Here is a 15,372-nt window from a genome sequence, read left to right on the forward strand (position 1 = left end):
GGAACGGGTTGAGCCGGCCAGCCCGTGTCCCGATCCCTTCCTGGAGCTTGTGATGACCACCGACGCAACGCGGCCGCGGCAGCGGTACTCGGGTGACGGCTGGTCGCTCGAGGCCCACGACTCCGGCGAGACCAGCGTCTACACCCTGCGCGGCGAGTTCGACTTCGCGGCCTCGACGAAGCTCGCGGACCTGCTGGTCGCCGCTCCGGGCGCCGCCCGGGTCGTGATGGACATGGCCGAGGTCGAGTACTGCGACTCCAGCTGCCTGCAGGTCCTGCTCCGGCTGGCCCGCGGGCTGCACGCGGCGGGCGGCCGGTTCGCCGTCGTGTCCGCCGCCCCGGCGGTGACCCGGCCCATCGGCCTGCTCCGCCTCGGCGACGTCCTGCCGGTGCACCCGACCCACGAGGCGGTCGCCGACGCCTGGGGTGCGGCATGACGACCTCGGACACCCGTGTGGGCGGGCCCGGTTCCGGGCATGAAGAGGGGGAGGGCCTCCCGGCTGGGGGTGGCACGGCGAAGGAGGCGGATGTGAAGCTCCGATTTGCCCGGCACGAACTGGGCATCTCCCCCGAGCTGTCCGAACTGGCGCGGGTGCGGCACTGGGTGCGGACCGTCCTGCGCGGCTTCCCGGCCCACTTCGTCGGCACGGCGGTGATGGTGGTGGACGAGCTGACGTCGAACGCGCTGCGGCACGGCCGCGCGCCCTACCACGTCCGCCTGCTGCCCGGCGCCGCCCGGCTGCGCATCGAGGTCGACGACAGCGGGACCGACCCGGCCCGCCGCCGGGCGCCGTCCGACCACGGCGGCCGCGGGCTGCTGCTGGTCGAACGCTGCGCGGCGGCCTGGGGCCAGCTGCGCCGGCCCAGCGGCAAGACCCTGTGGGCCGAGCTGGCGACCGACCCGGATCCGGCGGGCGCCCGTGGCTGATCCGGCACACACGGCGGCCATCACCCCGGTCGACGGCACCGGTGGCTGGGCGGCCGCCCCGGCCGCCGCCGTGGTGGTCGACCGGTCCGGGACGGTCCGGGCCCTCAACGAAGCCGCCCGCGCGCTCTTCCCGGCCGCCGGCTTCGGGCGCCCGGCGGCGGGCACGATCGCGGACTGGCTGGCCGAGGCGCACGAGCGCGGCTCCGACGAGGTCGCCCGCGGCGAGGTCGGCGAGCGCGCGTTCGCCGCGCACCCGGTCCCGCACGGCGAGGCCGTGACCTGGTGGCTCATCGACGAGACCGAGACCCGCTCGGCCCGGGAGGCGCTGGCGCGGGAGCAGGAGCGGACCGCGTTCCTCAGCGACGCCTCCGCCGCGCTGCTGGGCTCGCTCAACCTGGACCGGTGCATGGAGGTCGCCGCCCGGCTGGCCGCGCAGCACCTCGCCGACGCCGCCCTGGTGCTGGCCCCGACCACCGGGTCGACCTTCCCGGCCGTCTCCTGCGTGCGCGGCGGCGAGCCCACCCGCACCCGGCTGGAGATCGACCCGGACGAGCTGCCCGGGCTCGGCGAAGCGCTGCAGGGCTTCCCGCCGGTGCCCTCGCGCTGGCTCGACCCCGGCGCGGCCCCGTCCTGGGTGCTGCCGGAGGGCTTCGGGCCGGTCGGCTCGATCGTCGTGACGCCGCTGCCCGGCCACGGCGTCCCCGCCGGGGCCCTGGTGCTGCTGCGCCGCGGCGACCGGGCGTCGTTCAGCGACTCCGAAGAGCTCTTCGCCCGGCTGTTCGCCGCGCGGGCCGGCGCGGCCATGTCGGCGGCGCGGGTGTTCGCGCTGCAGGCGTCGATCACCGACACGCTGATGCGCGAACTGCTCCCGCCGACCCTCGAACAGCTCGGCGGCGTCGAATACGCCGGCCGCTACCGCCCGGCGCGCGACGGCGAGCGGATCGGCGGCGACTTCTACGACGTCCACTCGGCGATCACCGCCGAGGGCGAAGAGTCGCTGGCCGTGCTCGGCGACGTCTGCGGCAAGGGCCTCGACGCGGCCGTGCTGACCGGCAAGATCCGCACCACGCTGCGCGCGCTGCTGCCCATGGCCGAAGACCACCACCGGCTGCTGGACCTGCTCAACCGCACGCTCGGCGACAACGCCGACGCCCGGTACGTCACCCTCGTGCTGGCCTCCGCGCGGCGCGAAGGCGCCACCGTCCGGCTGCGCGTGACCTGCGCGGGGCACCCGCCGCCGCTGATCGTGCGGGCCGACGGCCGCGTCGAAGAGGTCGACAGCCAGGGCAGCCTGATCGGCGTGCTGCCCGAGATCGAGTCGACGACCGCGGAGATCACGCTGCACCCCGGCGAGACGTGCCTGCTCTACACCGACGGGATCGTCGAGGCGAAGGGCGGCCCGCTCGGGGACGCCATGTTCGGCGAGGAACGGCTCGAGCAGGCCGTGGCCGAGTGCGCGAACATGCCGGCCGACGCCGTCGTCGAGCGCGTGCAGATGCTGGCCTCCCAGTGGATCGGGCGCGGCAGCCACGACGACATGGCCGTGCTGGCGATCACCGCGCCGCGCGGGCAGCACCTGGCCGCGGTGGGCGGCCACGGGCGCGGGAGGTACACCGCATGAGCACCGCTACCCGCTCCTCCGCGGTGGCCGAGCACACCGAACGGCTCTGGGAGGCGGTCACCGCCGGCGACGAGTACGCCGCGGGCGACGCCGTGGTCCGGGCGCTCGGCGACGGGACCGACCCGGAGAGCGTGCTGCTCGACGTGATCGGCGCCGTGCAGCGGCGGGTCGGCCGCGAGTGGGCGGCCAACCGCCTCACCGTCGCCCAGGAGCACGCGGCGACCGCGATCAACGACCGCGTCATCGCCTCCTTCGGGTACGTGCTGAAGCGACCGGAGCCGCACCTGGGCCGGATCACCGTCGCGTGCGTCGACGGCGAGTGGCACGCGATGCCGGCCCGGCTGCTGTCGGAAGTGCTGCGGCTGCGCGGCTTCCGCGTCGACTACCTCGGCGCGCAGGTGCCGGCCCCGCACCTGGTGGCGCACCTGCACCGGACCGGCCCGGACGCGGTGGCGCTGTCGGGATCGCTGGCGACCCGGCTGCCGACGGCGCACGCGACCATCACGGCGTGCCAGGCGGCGGCCACCCCGGTCATCGCGGGCGGCGCCGCCTTCGGCCACGACGGCCGGTACGCCCGCCTGCTGGGCGCCGAAGCGTGGGCCCCGGACGCCCGCGCGGCCGCCGACCGGCTGACCGAGCCGCTCCCCCGGCCGCACGCGGCCCACCAGCCGCTCGACGACCTGCCGCACCTGGCCGACCAGGAGTACACGCTGGTCACCCGCAGCTCGGCCCGGCTGGTCAAGACCGTGCTGGCCGGGCTGGAGGAGCGGATCCCGGCCATGCGGTCCTACACCGACCTCCAGCGCCAGTACACGGCCGAGGACCTCGCGCACATCGTGGAGTACCTGGCGACGGCGCTGTACGTCGGCGACGGCGAGCTGTTCACCGGGTTCCTGAGCTGGACGGCCGGGATCCTGACCGCGCGGGGCGTCCCGGCGGCCTCGCTCGTGCCCGCTCTCGAACTGCTCGGCGCGGAGCTGCACGACTTCCCGCGGGCCACCGGCTTGCTCCGCGCCGCACGAACCCACCTGGCGGAGCCGGCCGCCGGATCGGAGCGGACGGCATGACCACCGGGCTGACCTGCACCTGGACCACCCCGGAGGACGCCACGGCCGCCGTGACGATCAGCGGCGACCTCGAGTTCGCGACGGCGGGCACGCTGCTGCGGCTGGTCACCGAGCGCCTGGCCGGCCACCCCGGCGTCCGGGACGTCCGGCTGGACTGCGGCGAGATCGGCTTCTGCGACTCGTCGGGCCTGTCGGAGCTGATGAAGGTGCACCGCGTGGTGGTCGAGGCGGGCGCCCGCCTGCACCTGGACAACCGGCAGCCGGCGTTGGACCGCCTGCTCCTCCGCACCGGGACGGCGGTGTACCTGACCGGCGAGGCCGCGGACACCCGGGCCCGCCGGGATTCCTGACGCCCACTCCCCCGGCCGGCGGGCGACTCCCCGGCTGGTGGCACGGCCGTCCCGTCAGCCGGCGCCGTAGCGGAGGCCGTCGACGAGGACGGCGACCAGGCGCCTGCCGTGGCCCGGCTCGCGGCCGGGTACGGGCCGGCACAGCAACGCGATCGCGTGCAGGAGGTCCTCCGCACCGAGGTCGCCGCGGATCGCGCCGTCGGCGGCCGCCGCGTCGAGCAGGGCGGTGAGTGTGGGGCCCAGGCGCTCCATGAAGTAGCCGGGCAGCCCTTCGAACGCCGGATCGCCCGAGTGCAGGGCCGAGGCGAGCCCGCGCTTCGTCTCGAGGAGCTCGACGAACCGGTCGATCCAGAGCGAAAGCGCCCGCACCGGCGGGTGGGCGGCGCTCAGCTCGGACCCGGCGTCGGCGACGGCGTCGATCCCGGTCTTCACGACGGCCTTGACCAGGTCCGAGCGCTGCGGGAAGTGCCGGTACAGCGTGCCGACGCCGACACCGGCGAGGTCGGTGATCTCCTTGGCCGGCGCGTCCACGCCGGAGGTGCCGAAGACCGTGCGCGCCGCCTCGAGCAAGGCCTCGACGTTGCGCTGGGCGTCGGCGCGCCGCCGTCGGGTCTCCTGGGTCACTTCGCCCCTCTCGGTTGCCTAACCGGAAAGCCTTTCCGTATAGTTCCGGAATAGGTTTCCACTTACGGCCAGCGTACGCCATCCGCGCCGGCCGGCACCCGTCAGGAGAGAACCCATGCAGTACCGCACCCTCGGCCGGACCGGGATCAAGGTCAGCCCGTACGCACTCGGCGCGATGATGTTCGCGACGTCCTTCGGCAATCCCGACCCGGACGACTCCGCCCGCATGATCCACAAGGCACTCGACGCGGGCATCAACTTCCTCGACACGGCCGACGCCTACGGCGACTCCGAAGAGGTCGTCGGCAAAGCGCTGCGGGGCCGCCGCGACGACGTCGTGCTCGCCACCAAGTTCGGCCGCCAGGTCGGCGACGACCCCCACCACCAAGGCGCGTCCCGCCGCTGGATCACCACCGCCGTCGAAAAATCGTTGCGGCGCCTACAGGTCGACCACATCGACCTCTACCAGCTGCACCGCACCGATCCCGAGACGGACATCGAGGAAACGCTTTCCGCGCTGACCGATCTGCTCGGTGCCGGCAAGATCCGCGCGATCGGCACGTCCCAGAGCCTGGCGTCCGACATCGTCGAGGCCCAGTGGACCGCCGAGCGGCGCGGGCTGGCGCGCTTCCGCGCCGAGCAGGCGGCCTACTCCCTGCTCAACCGCGGCGTCGAACGCGAAGTGCTGCCGCTGGCCCAGCGCTTCGGCATGGGCACGCTGATCTGGGGCCCGCTCGGCCAGGGGCTGCTCACCGGGCGCGTCCGCAAGGGCGAGCGGAACGACCTGCGCCGCGCCCACCTGCTCAAGCACCTCACCGACGAACGCCGGCTCGACGTCGTCGAGCAGCTCGTCCCGCTGGCCGCCGAAGCGGGCCTGCCGATGACCCACCTCGCGATGGCGTTCGTCATCGCCCACCCGGGAGTCACGAGCGCACTGCTCGGTCCGCGGACCATGCCGCAGCTGGACGACCTGTTGGCGGGCATCGAGGTCCGGCTCACCGACGACGTCCTCGACCGCATCGACGAGATCGTGCCGCCGGGGACCAACGTCGGGGCACTCGACCAGAACTACCAGCCGCCGGCCGTGCACGACCCGGGCCTGCGCCGCCGTCCACTCGCCGAGCGCGCCGCGGCCTAGATTGCGGCAGACGGCCGGATCAGCCCGCCCGCGCTCGGCCGCCGGCCGGCGGCTCCGACCGCCTCGCGGTGTGCCGGGGTCGGCCACATTCCCTCGGGGCAGCGTCGACGATCCAGGCCGCCCCCGGCTCGCCGCGACGACCAAGTCCAGCGGCCCGGAGGTGACACGCGCCACAGCGCAAAGACAACCGACCCCGCAATGGTCTAGACCATAGGAGACGTCCCCCAGCAAGGAGACCCCGTGGACTTTTCCGCCGACTTCGGTACCGCGGTGCGCGAGCACCTCCGCCTGGTCGAAGACCGCAACGCCGCCACCCTCGACGCGGTGGCGGCCCGGCTCCTCGACGCCGTCCGCGCCGGCCGGCTGGTGCACACCGCGGCCGCGGGCCACGGCCTCGCTGCCGTGCTGGAGACCTTCTACCGCGCCGGCGGCCTCGCCTGCGTGCGGCCGCTGTTCCACCCCGGCCTGCTGCCGCTGCACGGTGCGCAGGCCAGCACCCAGCTCGAACGCGTGCCCGGGCTCGCCGCGACCCTCGTCGCCCAGGCGCGGGTGCAGCCCGGCGACGTCGGGGTCGTCTTCTCCAACTCGGGCGTCAACGCCTTCCCCGTCGAGGTCGCCGCCGAACTGCGGAAGCGGGAGGCCTACGTCGTCGCCTTCTGCTCGCGGCCGCACATGGACAGCGCGCCCGCGCGCTCCTTCGCCAAGCTCGGCGAGCTGGCCGATGCCGTGCTCGACACCGCCATCCCGCCCGGCGACGCCGTGGTCCCCACGGCCGGCGGCACCACCGGCGCGCTGTCCACCCTCTGCGCCACCTACCTGTGGAACCTGCTGCTCGTCCGGCTGACCACGCTGGCCGGTGCCGTCCCGGTCCCCCTCTGGCAGAGCTCGAACCTCCCCGGCGGCGACACCGCCAACGAAGGCTTCCTCGACCGGTACCGCGCCCTGGTGCCGATGCTGTAGCGCCTCACCCGTCGAGGCGGGCCAGCTTCGACGGCCACCAGATGCGCCGCCCGACGTCGATCGTCAGGGCCGGGACCAGCAGGGACCGCACCAGCAGCGTGTCCAGCAGCACGCCGAACGCGACGATGAAGGCGATCTGCGCCAGGAACAGGATCGGGATCACCGCCAGCGCCGAGAACGTCGCGGCCAGCACGACGCCCGCCGACGTGATCACCCCGCCGGTCAGGGACAGCCCGCGCAGCGTCCCGGCCCGCGTTCCCCTGCTCAGTGCTTCCTCCCGGACCCGGGTCATCAGGAAGATGTTGTAGTCGATCCCCAGCGCGACCAGGAAGACGAACCCGAACAGCGGCACCACCGGGTCCGCACCCGGGAAGTCCAGGAGGTGGTTGAACACCAGCGCCGACACGCCCATCGTCGCCGCGAACGAGAGGACCACGGTCGCGATCAGCAGCAGCGGCGCCAGCAGTGACCGCAGCAGCAACGCCAGGACCAGGAAGATCACCAGCAGCACGATCGGGATGATCAGCGCCCGGTCGCGCTTCGACGTCTGCTGCGTGTCCAGCTGGATCGCCGTCGGGCCGCCCACCTTGGCGTTCGCCTGCGGGACCGCGTGCACCGCGTCGCGCAGGCGGCCCACCGTCGCGACCGCCGCCTCGGAATCCGCCGGGTCGGTCAGGACCGACAGGATCTCGACGCGCCCGCCGACCACCTTGGGGCGGCCGTCAGGACCCGGCAAGGGGAACGACTGCGCGACTCCGTCGATGGCGGCCGCCTTGAGCACCGCGGGCAGCGCGCCCGCGTCGGCGATCGTGATCGCCGGTGCGCCCAGGCCGCCCGGGAAGTGGCGGCCGAGGATCTCCTGCCCGGTCCCGGATTCGACCGGGGTCAGGAACACGTCCGACTGCGCGGTCCCGGACGCCTTGAGCTGCGGCAGGAACGCGACCCCGACACCGAGCACCAGCGCCGTCACCACCCAGACCGCGCGCGGGCGGCGGCCGACCAGGCGCGCCACCCGGCCCCAGATCCCGGACGTCTCCGGGTGCGGCGAGCCCAGTGCCGGCTTGAACGGCCAGAACGCCCCGCGCCCGCACAGGGCCAGCGCGGCCGGCAGGAACGTGGTGGACGCCAGCAGCGCGGCCCCGATGCCGATTGCCGCCACCGGGCCGAGGCCCTTGTTCGAGTTGAGGTTGCTGAACAGCAGGCACAGCACGCCGAGCACCACGGTGCCCGCCGAAGCCGCGATCGGCTCGAGCGTCGCGCGCCAAGCGAGTTTCAGGGCGTCGAACCGGCTCGGCGTGTCACGCAGCTGCTCACGGAACCGCGCCACCAGCAGCAGCGCGTAGTCGGTCGCGGCGCCGAAGACGAGGATCGACAGGATGCCCTGGCTCTGGCCGTTGAGCGCGAGCACGTCGTGCTTCGCCAGCAGGTAGACGACCAGGCTGGCCAGGCCGAGCGCGAACACCGCCGACAGCAGCACCAGGAACGGCAGCAGCGGGCTGCGGTAGACGGCCACCAGGATGAGCGCGACCACGCCGCCGGCGACGAGCAGCAGGATGCCGTCGATCCCGCCGAACGCCTTGACCAGGTCGGCGATCTGCCCGGCAGGCCCGGTGACGAGCACGGTGAGCCCGGCGGGCGCGCCGCCGAGCTGCGCCCGGACCTCCTTGACGACGTCCGCGGGGTTGCCGTCGGCGAAGATCGGCACCGCCAGCTGCGCGGCCTGGTCGTCCCGCGGGGCAGGCTCCGGCTTGCCCAGCGGGCCGGCCACCCCGGGCACGCGGCCCAGTTCCTGGGCCTTGGCCTCGAGGAACCGCCGGTCTTCGGCGGTCAGGCCGCTGGTGCGCTCGGCGACGACGGTGGCGGGCAGCACCTGGCGCGGGCTGAACGCCTTCTGCTCGTCGGAGACCTCGGTGGCCTCGGCCGAGCGCGGCAGGAAGGCCGCGTTGTCGTTCTTCGCGACCTCGCTGAGCTTGCCCGCGAACGGGCCGCCGAACCCGCCGAGGCCCAGCCAGGCGATCACCAGGAGGGCCGGGATCAACCAGCGGAGGCGGCGCGGGGAGTCGTTCATGGTCGCTAAGGTCCTTTCGAGCGCGAACACGCCCAATTGTTCAGCAAGCTGAACATTCTGCACGACGACTCCTGAGTGATGGTGAGCACAGTGACGGTGAGCTCGAGCCCCGAGCCCGATCTGGGCACCTGGCCGACCGGACGGCTGCTGGCCGTGGCCGCGCGGCTGGTGGAGCAACGCTGGGTGGCCGTGCTCGACGGCATGGGCCTCACCCACGCGGGTCTCATCGCGCTGCACACCCTGCGCGACGGGCCGCTCCCCCAGCGGACGCTGGCCCAGCGCTGCCAGGTCACCGACCAGACGATGAGCCGCACGCTCGACCGGCTGGCCAAGGCGGGGTTCGTCAGCCGGGCCGCGGACCCGGCCGACGGCCGCCGCCAGCTGACCCGGCTGACCCCGCGCGGCCGGGAGGTGCACGAGCAGGCGGTGCGCGCCGAACCCGCCCTGCTCGGCGGCCTGGGTGACGACGACGCGTTCCGGGCCGGCCTGCTGGACCTGATCACCCGGCTGTCGGCGGACGGTTGAGAGCGCGCGCCGGTGGGTAAATCTCCCTACATGTGGATCGCGGTGAGCACCCCAGTGGCCCTCCTGATCGCTACCGTCCTGATGGAGCGGTTCGAACGACGATGCGGCGTCGTGCCCGGCCCGGAAACCGAGCGTCGGGCAGTACGGAGCTGAACACATCGGGGTGAACCGCGTTCAACGGAAACCCCGATCCGGCGGGCACGGTAAAACCCGCTCACCGGCGAGGGGTTCCGGTGAGCGGGCGCCGCGACAATGACCGGCCGAATTCAGCAGGTCTTCCACGCGAAGTGGTAAATCGTGTCCACGCTCGCGTGTTCGGAATCCATTTCGATGAAACTGGAGCCCGCCGACGAACCGGCGTCGGCCCGCAGTTCCGCATTGATGTTCAGGTTGCGGCTCTCGCCGCACGGTGCGAAGACCAGCTCGGCCACCTCGGTGACGTCGCTGGCCCGCCATACGCCGTGGAACGGGCCGGGGAAGGTGTGCCGCACCCGGGCGGTCGGCGCCGTCCCGGTGAAGTAGTAGTTGGCTTGCTCGAGCGCACTCGCCCCGCTCTCGAGGTGGGCGAAGCCGCGGTAGTCCACCTCCGCGATCGCATACGTGAACCCTTGTGGCACATGGACGAGCACGTTGATCTGGCAGTTCTTACGGGCGTCGAGCGCGGGCGCGCCACCACCGGCCCGCGCGGTGAAGTTCGTGTAGTGCACCGTGAACGAGGTGTTGTCGGAGGCGACGTCGGCCGAGGCGGTGGCCGTGCCGGCCGGGCAGCCCGAGCCGTTGATCGTCTTGATGTCGAGCGTAATTCTTTCGGACGGCACCGAGGCCGCCGGAGAATCGACGGGGGCGACGAGGGTGGACAGAATCATTGCGCCTACGACCGACATACCGAGCATGACGCTCCTCCAAATGGGCCACGGTGCCGAGTGGTGGTGATGATCGCGCGCGGAGAGGATCGTAGCGCGATCGCAACCTTTTCGACGGCCACTGAACGGAGTAACACGACAGCGGAGCGCACGGGAAATCCATTTCCCGCCAATTCACGTTTCCCGGGGCTCGATATTCGCGGAATCGAAGGTCAAGACCGCCGGTCCGGACCACCGGCGCGGAGCGAACGCGGCGGGGTGCAGCCGCCGAGCAGGGCTTCGGCGTCCAGCGTGGCCGCCGGGCTCCCCCGCTCCGCGAACCGCCGCGCCACCAGCGCGCCCGGGTCCCCGACCACGTCCACGCGGCCGGACAGGAACGCCCACTCGTGCTCGTCGGAGCCGAAGTACAGCACCGTGCCGAACACCTCGCGGAACCGCCGCCAGGACGCGCGCAGCGTCTCGTTGCGCCACAGCGTCGGGCAGCCGGCCTGGGAGGTCACCACCCCGCCCGGCGCCAGCAGGCGCGCGCAGCGGGCGAGGAAGTCCTTGCCGTACAAGCGGTTGTGCTGCGCGTCCGGATCGGTGTTCTCGTCCGGCAGGTCGATCACGACCACGTCGTAGCGCTCGCCCCGCGTCCCGGCCGCGGCGAGGAAGGCCCAGCCGTCCGCATAGGACACCCGGATCGGCCCCTCGCCGCGCTCGGCCCGCGCCAGCTCCGCCGGGGTGTAGCCGTAGGGCAGGTGCTCGGCGCAGGCCCGCACGGCGTCGGCGTCGATGTCCACGTGGTCGACCAGTTCGGCACCCGCGGCGACGGCGAGCCGGCTCGCCACCCCTTCGCTGGACCCGACGACGAGCACCCGCCGCACCCGCTCGGCCAGCAGGAGCGCGGGCACCATCAGGGCTTCGTGGTACACCAGCTGGCTCGCCTCGGTGCTCTGGCGTTCGCCGTCGCAGAACAGCGAAACGCCCTGCGCGGTCGTCCCGATCAGCAGCTCCTGGTACGGCGTGCGCTCGTGGCAGAGCACGGCGCCGACCTCCCAGACGCGGGTGAGGCCGTCGCCGACCGGTTCGTGGATCAGGGGCATCAGCGTTCTCCCCGGTGGAGGACCGACAGGTGGACGGGCGCGGCGTGCAGCGACTTGGCCAGCAGCCGCAGGGCGTGCTCGGGATCGGCGCGTTCCCCGCAGGTGAACACGTCGGCGAAGAGCGACCCGTGCTCCGGGTAGGTGTGCACGGACGCGTGCGACTCGGCCAGCAGCGCGATGACCGTGGCGCCCTGGGGCGCGAACCGCTGGGCCACGACGTCGAGGACGGTCGCGCCCGCCTCGGTCACCGCGGCCCGCAGCAGCTCCCCGAGCCGCACCGGGTCGTCGAGCAGGACCGGGTCGACGCCGTGCAGCTCGGCGAGCACGTGCCGTCCGGTGAACCGGCCGACGTCAGGCATCGCCCCACCTCCCGAGGCAGTGGGTGCGCAGCGGCTCGATCCCGTTGAACCCCACGGACGCGTAGCTGGCGGTGTAGGCCCCGGTGCCCGGCACGTCCAGCCGGTCGCCGCTGCGCAGCGCCAGCGGCAGCCGGTACGGCGTCCGCTGGTAGAGCACGTCGTCGCCGTCGCAGGTCGGGCCGGCCAGCACCACCGGGCCGTCCGGACCGCCGCGGGTGTCCACGGGTTCGAACCGGTAGGCGATGGCCTCGTTCTCGGCCTCGGCGAGGCCGTTGTAGCGGCCGATGTCGAGGTACACCCAGCGCCGGTCGTCCCGCTGCGCGACCAGCACGACCTCGGTCCGCAGCAGGCCGGCGTCCGCGACGAGCACCCGGCCGGGCTCGAGCAGCAGCTCCGGCCGCCCGGACGGGAAGGACGTGTCGAGGGCCGCCGCGATCGCCGCCGCGTACGCGGCCAGTGACGGGACGGCCGTGCGGTGCGTGGTCGGGAAGCCGCCACCGAGGTTGAGCCGGGTCATCCCGACCCCGTGCGCCGCGGCTTCGCCGAACAGCTTCGCCGCCGTCGCGATGCCGATCTCCCAGGCGGTGACGTCCGGCTGCTGCGAGCCGACGTGGAAGGCGATACCGGGCCGCAGCCCGTGTGCGGCCGCGCGCAGCACCAGGTCGAGGGCTTCGGCCGGGGCGCAGCCGAACTTCCGGCCGAACGGCGTCGCCGAGTCCGGCGCGTCGAGCAGGACGCGGATCGACACCGCCGAGCCCGGCGCGTACCGGGCCAAGTGGTCGACGTCGGCGGGAGCGTCCGAAGTGAACTCCCGGACCCCGCGCTCGAAGGCGAAGGCGATGTCCCGCGGCTTCTTGATCGGGTTGCCGTAGGCGATCTCGGCCGGGTCGGCGCCGCGGCCGAGGCACAGTGCGAGCTCGGCAGGCCCGGCGACGTCGAAGCCGATCCCGGCCGCCACCAGCGCGTCGAGCACCGGTGGCGCCGGGTTGGCCTTGACCGCGTACCGGATCAGCGCGCCGGGGAACGCCGCACCGAACTCGGCCGCCCGGGCCGCGACCACGTCGGTGTCGACGACCAGGCACGGCGTCGGCGGCTCGCGCTCGGCGAGGAACCGGCGGATCCGGGTGAAGTCGGCGCACACGGGCGCCAGTGTCGCAAACCGGTGTCAGACGAACCGCCACAGGTGGTCCGGGGTGCCGTTGTCGTCCCACTGGGTCACCTGGGCTCCGTCCGCGGTGGACTGCTGGTCGACCGCCATCACCTTGCCGCTGCGCACGTTGACCAGCTTCGACCAGCCACCGCCGGCGTCGACGATCCGCCAGTTGTGGTCGGGGGTGCCGTTGTCGCGGTACTGCTGGACGTGGGCGCCGTTGTCGAGGCTCTGGTCGTGCACGGCGAGGACCTTGCCGCTGTTGCGGTTGACGATCCGGACCGTGCCGTCGCCGTTGTCCACCACGGCCCAGAGGTGGTCGGCGGTGCCGTTGTCCGACCACTGCGTCACCTCGGCGGAGTCGGCCAGCGCCATCTCCGAGACGGCGAGGACCTTGCCCGAACGCTGGTTCTGCAGCTTCCGCCACACGGTCGTCGAGGCGGCCGGGCCGGTCAGCAGCGCCAGGTAGCCGCCGGCCACCGGACGGGCCTGGAAGCCGCGCTGGGTGGCGTCGGCGACGACGTACCAGTCGCTGAACGGCACCCGCTGCGGTGTGGTGTTCGCGTAGCTGTAGACGCCTTCGACCAGGGTGGTGCGGATGTCCGGCCGGTCGGCGAGCCAGGCCGCGGTCCACAGTTCCCAGTCGGCTTTCGTGTAGTTGTTGCGCGGGTCGAGCAGGACGCCGTGGGCGCCGGCCCGGCCCTGGTACCAGGCGGCCTCCTGGGCGGCGACGCCGAGCGGGACCAGGTCGAGGCCGAGCACGCGGTCGGCGAAGCCGTTGTACTTCAGGCTCCAGGTGCCCGGCTGGTCGTAGGCGAGGCGCAGGTGGCTGCCGTCCTCGGCGAGCGTCACCCACTGGCTGACGTAGGCGCGGGACGTCGAGCGGTACCGCTGGGCGTCGGCGGCGTTGCCGACGGCGGCGGCGATGACGCCCATCGCGCCGACGCCGATGATCCCCTTCAGCGCGAGGTTCGCGCTGTGGGCGATGAAGCCGGTGAAGTCGTCGGTCTGGTTCTGGAAACTGGGGTCGAGGGTGTTGGCGACCAGGTATTCGGCCCACTGCCGCAGGATCCGGTAGTGGGTGTTCGCGAAGGCGGTCGCCTCCGCCGCGGGGAGCCGCTGCACCAGCGCGGCCGCCATGATCAGCAGGTTGGCCGACTCCTCGACCGGCATGCTTTCTTCGTTGCCGTCGTTGTGCCCGGTGGCGTCCGGGTAGTGGGTGCCGAGGTCGTGCTCGGCGAAGGCCATCGGCCAGCCGCCGCGCTCGGCGTAGTCGAGCAGCGGCTCCAGCAGCAGCCGCAGGTACGCGGGCGACAGGTGCAGGTAGCCGGGGAACGCGGGGTAGATGACGTCCACTGTGGACATGTTGCCGTTGGAGGAGATCTCCTTGAGGAACGCCCACGGCGCCCCGTTCCGGTCGACCAGCTCGGTGCCGCCGAAGGCCTGGCGGAGGGCGAGCGCGCAGATCCCGGCGTAGTGCTCGCCGGTGCTCCCGCCCCCGGCCGCGGCGACGGCTTCGTCGTGCAGCCGCTGGTCGATCGCAGCGGCGGCGCTCAGTGCGGCGGCGTAGTCGTTGGCGAACCACAACGCCATGTCCTGCCAGCTGCCCCAGTAGTGCGTCCACCAGGGACGCAGTTCCGTGCCGAGGTAGCGGACGGCGGGCGTGCGGACGTGCCCGACCGAGAGCGTGAACGAGGCCGACGTGCCGCCGGCCGGGACGGTGCCGAGGTTCTTGTTGAAGGCCAGCACCGGCCACCGGTCGCTGATCGCGCGCGGCTGGGCGGTGTCGCTGGTGTTGTTCAGGGTGCCCTGGCTCGCCGAGGCCCCGCGCACGACGGTGTCCTGCCCGATCTGCCAGGTGACGCCGGAGGTGGGCGCGGCCAGCACGAGCGAGCCCCAGCCGGCCTGGTCGCCGTTTTCCTGCAGCACGCCGGGACTGGCCGGGGTGCAGCTGAGCAGCGTGTAGCCGCCGGTCTGCTGCTGAGTCCAGGTGACGGGGGTGGCGGTGTTCCCGTGCACCCACTCGGCGGAGGTGTCGAAGTGCAGGTCGACGGCGTGTGCCCGGCCGTCGGCGCTGGCGGCCTGGATGGTGACGTACCCGAACGGGACGCACTGGCGCTGCAGGTTCGCCGGGTCGACCGGCGAGAAGAAGGTGACGGTGAGGTTCACCCCGCCGCCGGTGAGGACGTAGGTCGAGCGCGTGCCGGTGACCTGCAGGCTGAGCTGCGACATCGGGGTCGCGGCGGGGCTGCCGGGCGCGCCCGCGAAGAGGTAGGGGGTGCCGTCGATGCCGGCGAGCCCGCACAGGGCGGTGATGTGGCCGGTCCAGAAGCTGGACCAGGTGCCGGCGAGGTTGTCGGCGGGCTGCCAGGTGGAGAGGTAGGGCGAGCGGACGATCAAGGGGGTGGCGGGCGGCCGGATGGGGGTGAAGCTCCCGGCGGCGGCGGTGGGAGCGGCGGTGGCGGTTTCGGGCAGCCAGAGCGCGGCCGCGACGGCGGCGGCGGTGCCACCGGCGAGCCGGAGGAGTTCGCGGCGGATGAGGTGGTCTTGGCCGGGGATTCGGGTTCTGGTTGTTTTTCGGGAGGACATCGGTGGCCCCTTCCAACGGCGTACGAGCCGGGCGGGAAACAGATTT

General features: G+C 73.2%; 15 protein-coding genes. 8 read left to right on the forward strand and 7 right to left on the reverse strand.

All coding sequences use genetic code 11. The features are described from left to right. Positions 1 to 52 precede the first annotated feature (52 nt). From ABZX11_RS26770 to ABZX11_RS26790, 5 genes are all read left to right on the forward strand, one after another. Positions 53 to 436 (forward strand): STAS domain-containing protein, encoded by a 384-nt coding sequence (locus ABZX11_RS26770; RefSeq protein ID WP_354917754.1) that lies wholly within the window; start codon positions 53 to 55, stop codon positions 434 to 436. Between the two features lie 92 nt (positions 437 to 528). Beyond that, entirely contained in the window at positions 529 to 927 is a 399-nt protein-coding gene (locus ABZX11_RS26775; RefSeq protein WP_176177577.1) for an ATP-binding protein, read from the forward strand. Positions 928 to 997: 70 nt separating this feature from the next. Next, the gene (locus ABZX11_RS26780; protein ID WP_354917856.1) at positions 998 to 2,548 is read left to right on the forward strand and encodes a PP2C family protein-serine/threonine phosphatase; all 1,551 of its coding nucleotides are present in this window, start codon (positions 998 to 1,000) and stop codon (positions 2,546 to 2,548) included. Then, on the forward strand, positions 2,545 to 3,615 hold the full coding sequence (locus ABZX11_RS26785; RefSeq protein ID WP_354917758.1) for a cobalamin-dependent protein: 1,071 nt from the start codon (positions 2,545 to 2,547) through the stop codon (positions 3,613 to 3,615). Before ABZX11_RS26780 ends, ABZX11_RS26785 begins: the two co-directional genes overlap by 4 nt. Then, positions 3,612 to 3,965 (forward strand): STAS domain-containing protein, encoded by a 354-nt coding sequence (locus tag ABZX11_RS26790; RefSeq protein ID WP_354917761.1) that lies wholly within the window; start codon positions 3,612 to 3,614, stop codon positions 3,963 to 3,965. The genes ABZX11_RS26785 and ABZX11_RS26790 overlap by 4 nt, the downstream gene beginning before the upstream one ends. A 54-nt stretch (positions 3,966 to 4,019) precedes the next feature. Here the strand turns inward: ABZX11_RS26790 and ABZX11_RS26795 are convergent, their stop codons facing one another. Then, a complete protein-coding gene (locus ABZX11_RS26795; protein ID WP_354917764.1) occupies positions 4,020 to 4,589 on the reverse strand; it encodes a TetR/AcrR family transcriptional regulator in 570 nt (189 codons plus the stop codon). A 115-nt stretch (positions 4,590 to 4,704) separates the two neighbouring features. Here ABZX11_RS26795 and ABZX11_RS26800 point away from each other — a divergent pair, with 115 nt between their 5' ends. Both ABZX11_RS26800 and ABZX11_RS26805 read left to right on the forward strand, forming a co-directional pair. Further along, positions 4,705 to 5,727 carry an aldo/keto reductase gene (locus tag ABZX11_RS26800; protein WP_354917767.1) on the forward strand — a complete coding sequence of 341 codons (1,023 nt, stop codon included), beginning with the start codon at positions 4,705 to 4,707 and terminating at the stop codon, positions 5,725 to 5,727. Positions 5,728 to 5,967: 240 nt separating this feature from the next. Beyond that, a complete protein-coding gene (locus tag ABZX11_RS26805) occupies positions 5,968 to 6,687 on the forward strand; it encodes a sugar isomerase domain-containing protein (RefSeq protein WP_354917770.1) in 720 nt (239 codons plus the stop codon). 4 nt (positions 6,688 to 6,691) lie between these two features. Here the strand turns inward: ABZX11_RS26805 and ABZX11_RS26810 are convergent, their stop codons facing one another. After that, a complete protein-coding gene (locus ABZX11_RS26810) occupies positions 6,692 to 8,755 on the reverse strand; it encodes an MMPL family transporter (RefSeq protein ID WP_354917773.1) in 2,064 nt (687 codons plus the stop codon). Positions 8,756 to 8,845: 90 nt separating this feature from the next. Here ABZX11_RS26810 and ABZX11_RS26815 point away from each other — a divergent pair, with 90 nt between their 5' ends. Then, positions 8,846 to 9,280 carry a MarR family transcriptional regulator gene (locus ABZX11_RS26815; RefSeq protein WP_354917776.1) on the forward strand — a complete coding sequence of 145 codons (435 nt, stop codon included), beginning with the start codon at positions 8,846 to 8,848 and terminating at the stop codon, positions 9,278 to 9,280. 266 nt (positions 9,281 to 9,546) lie between these two features. On the opposite strand, the gene ABZX11_RS26820 is transcribed toward ABZX11_RS26815, so the two are convergent. The 5 genes from ABZX11_RS26820 to ABZX11_RS26840 form a co-directional block, all read right to left on the reverse strand. Beyond that, on the reverse strand, positions 9,547 to 10,173 hold the full coding sequence (locus ABZX11_RS26820) for a DUF4360 domain-containing protein (protein WP_354917779.1): 627 nt from the start codon (positions 10,171 to 10,173) through the stop codon (positions 9,547 to 9,549). Between the two features lie 182 nt (positions 10,174 to 10,355). Further along, positions 10,356 to 11,228, reverse strand: a complete 873-nt coding sequence (locus ABZX11_RS26825) for a spermidine synthase (protein WP_354917782.1) — start codon at positions 11,226 to 11,228, stop codon at positions 10,356 to 10,358. Further along, the gene (speD, locus tag ABZX11_RS26830) at positions 11,228 to 11,587 is read right to left on the reverse strand and encodes an adenosylmethionine decarboxylase (protein WP_176177569.1); all 360 of its coding nucleotides are present in this window, start codon (positions 11,585 to 11,587) and stop codon (positions 11,228 to 11,230) included. The genes ABZX11_RS26825 and speD overlap by 1 nt, the downstream gene beginning before the upstream one ends. Next, the gene (locus tag ABZX11_RS26835; protein ID WP_354917785.1) at positions 11,580 to 12,728 is read right to left on the reverse strand and encodes a type III PLP-dependent enzyme; all 1,149 of its coding nucleotides are present in this window, start codon (positions 12,726 to 12,728) and stop codon (positions 11,580 to 11,582) included. The genes speD and ABZX11_RS26835 overlap by 8 nt, the downstream gene beginning before the upstream one ends. A gap of 24 nt (positions 12,729 to 12,752) precedes the next feature. Then, the gene (locus tag ABZX11_RS26840) at positions 12,753 to 15,326 is read right to left on the reverse strand and encodes a DUF5127 domain-containing protein (RefSeq protein WP_354917788.1); all 2,574 of its coding nucleotides are present in this window, start codon (positions 15,324 to 15,326) and stop codon (positions 12,753 to 12,755) included. Positions 15,327 to 15,372 lie beyond the last annotated feature (46 nt).

The sequence above is a fragment of the Amycolatopsis sp. NPDC004169 genome, assembly GCF_040610315.1.
Classification (GTDB): domain Bacteria; phylum Actinomycetota; class Actinomycetes; order Mycobacteriales; family Pseudonocardiaceae; genus Amycolatopsis.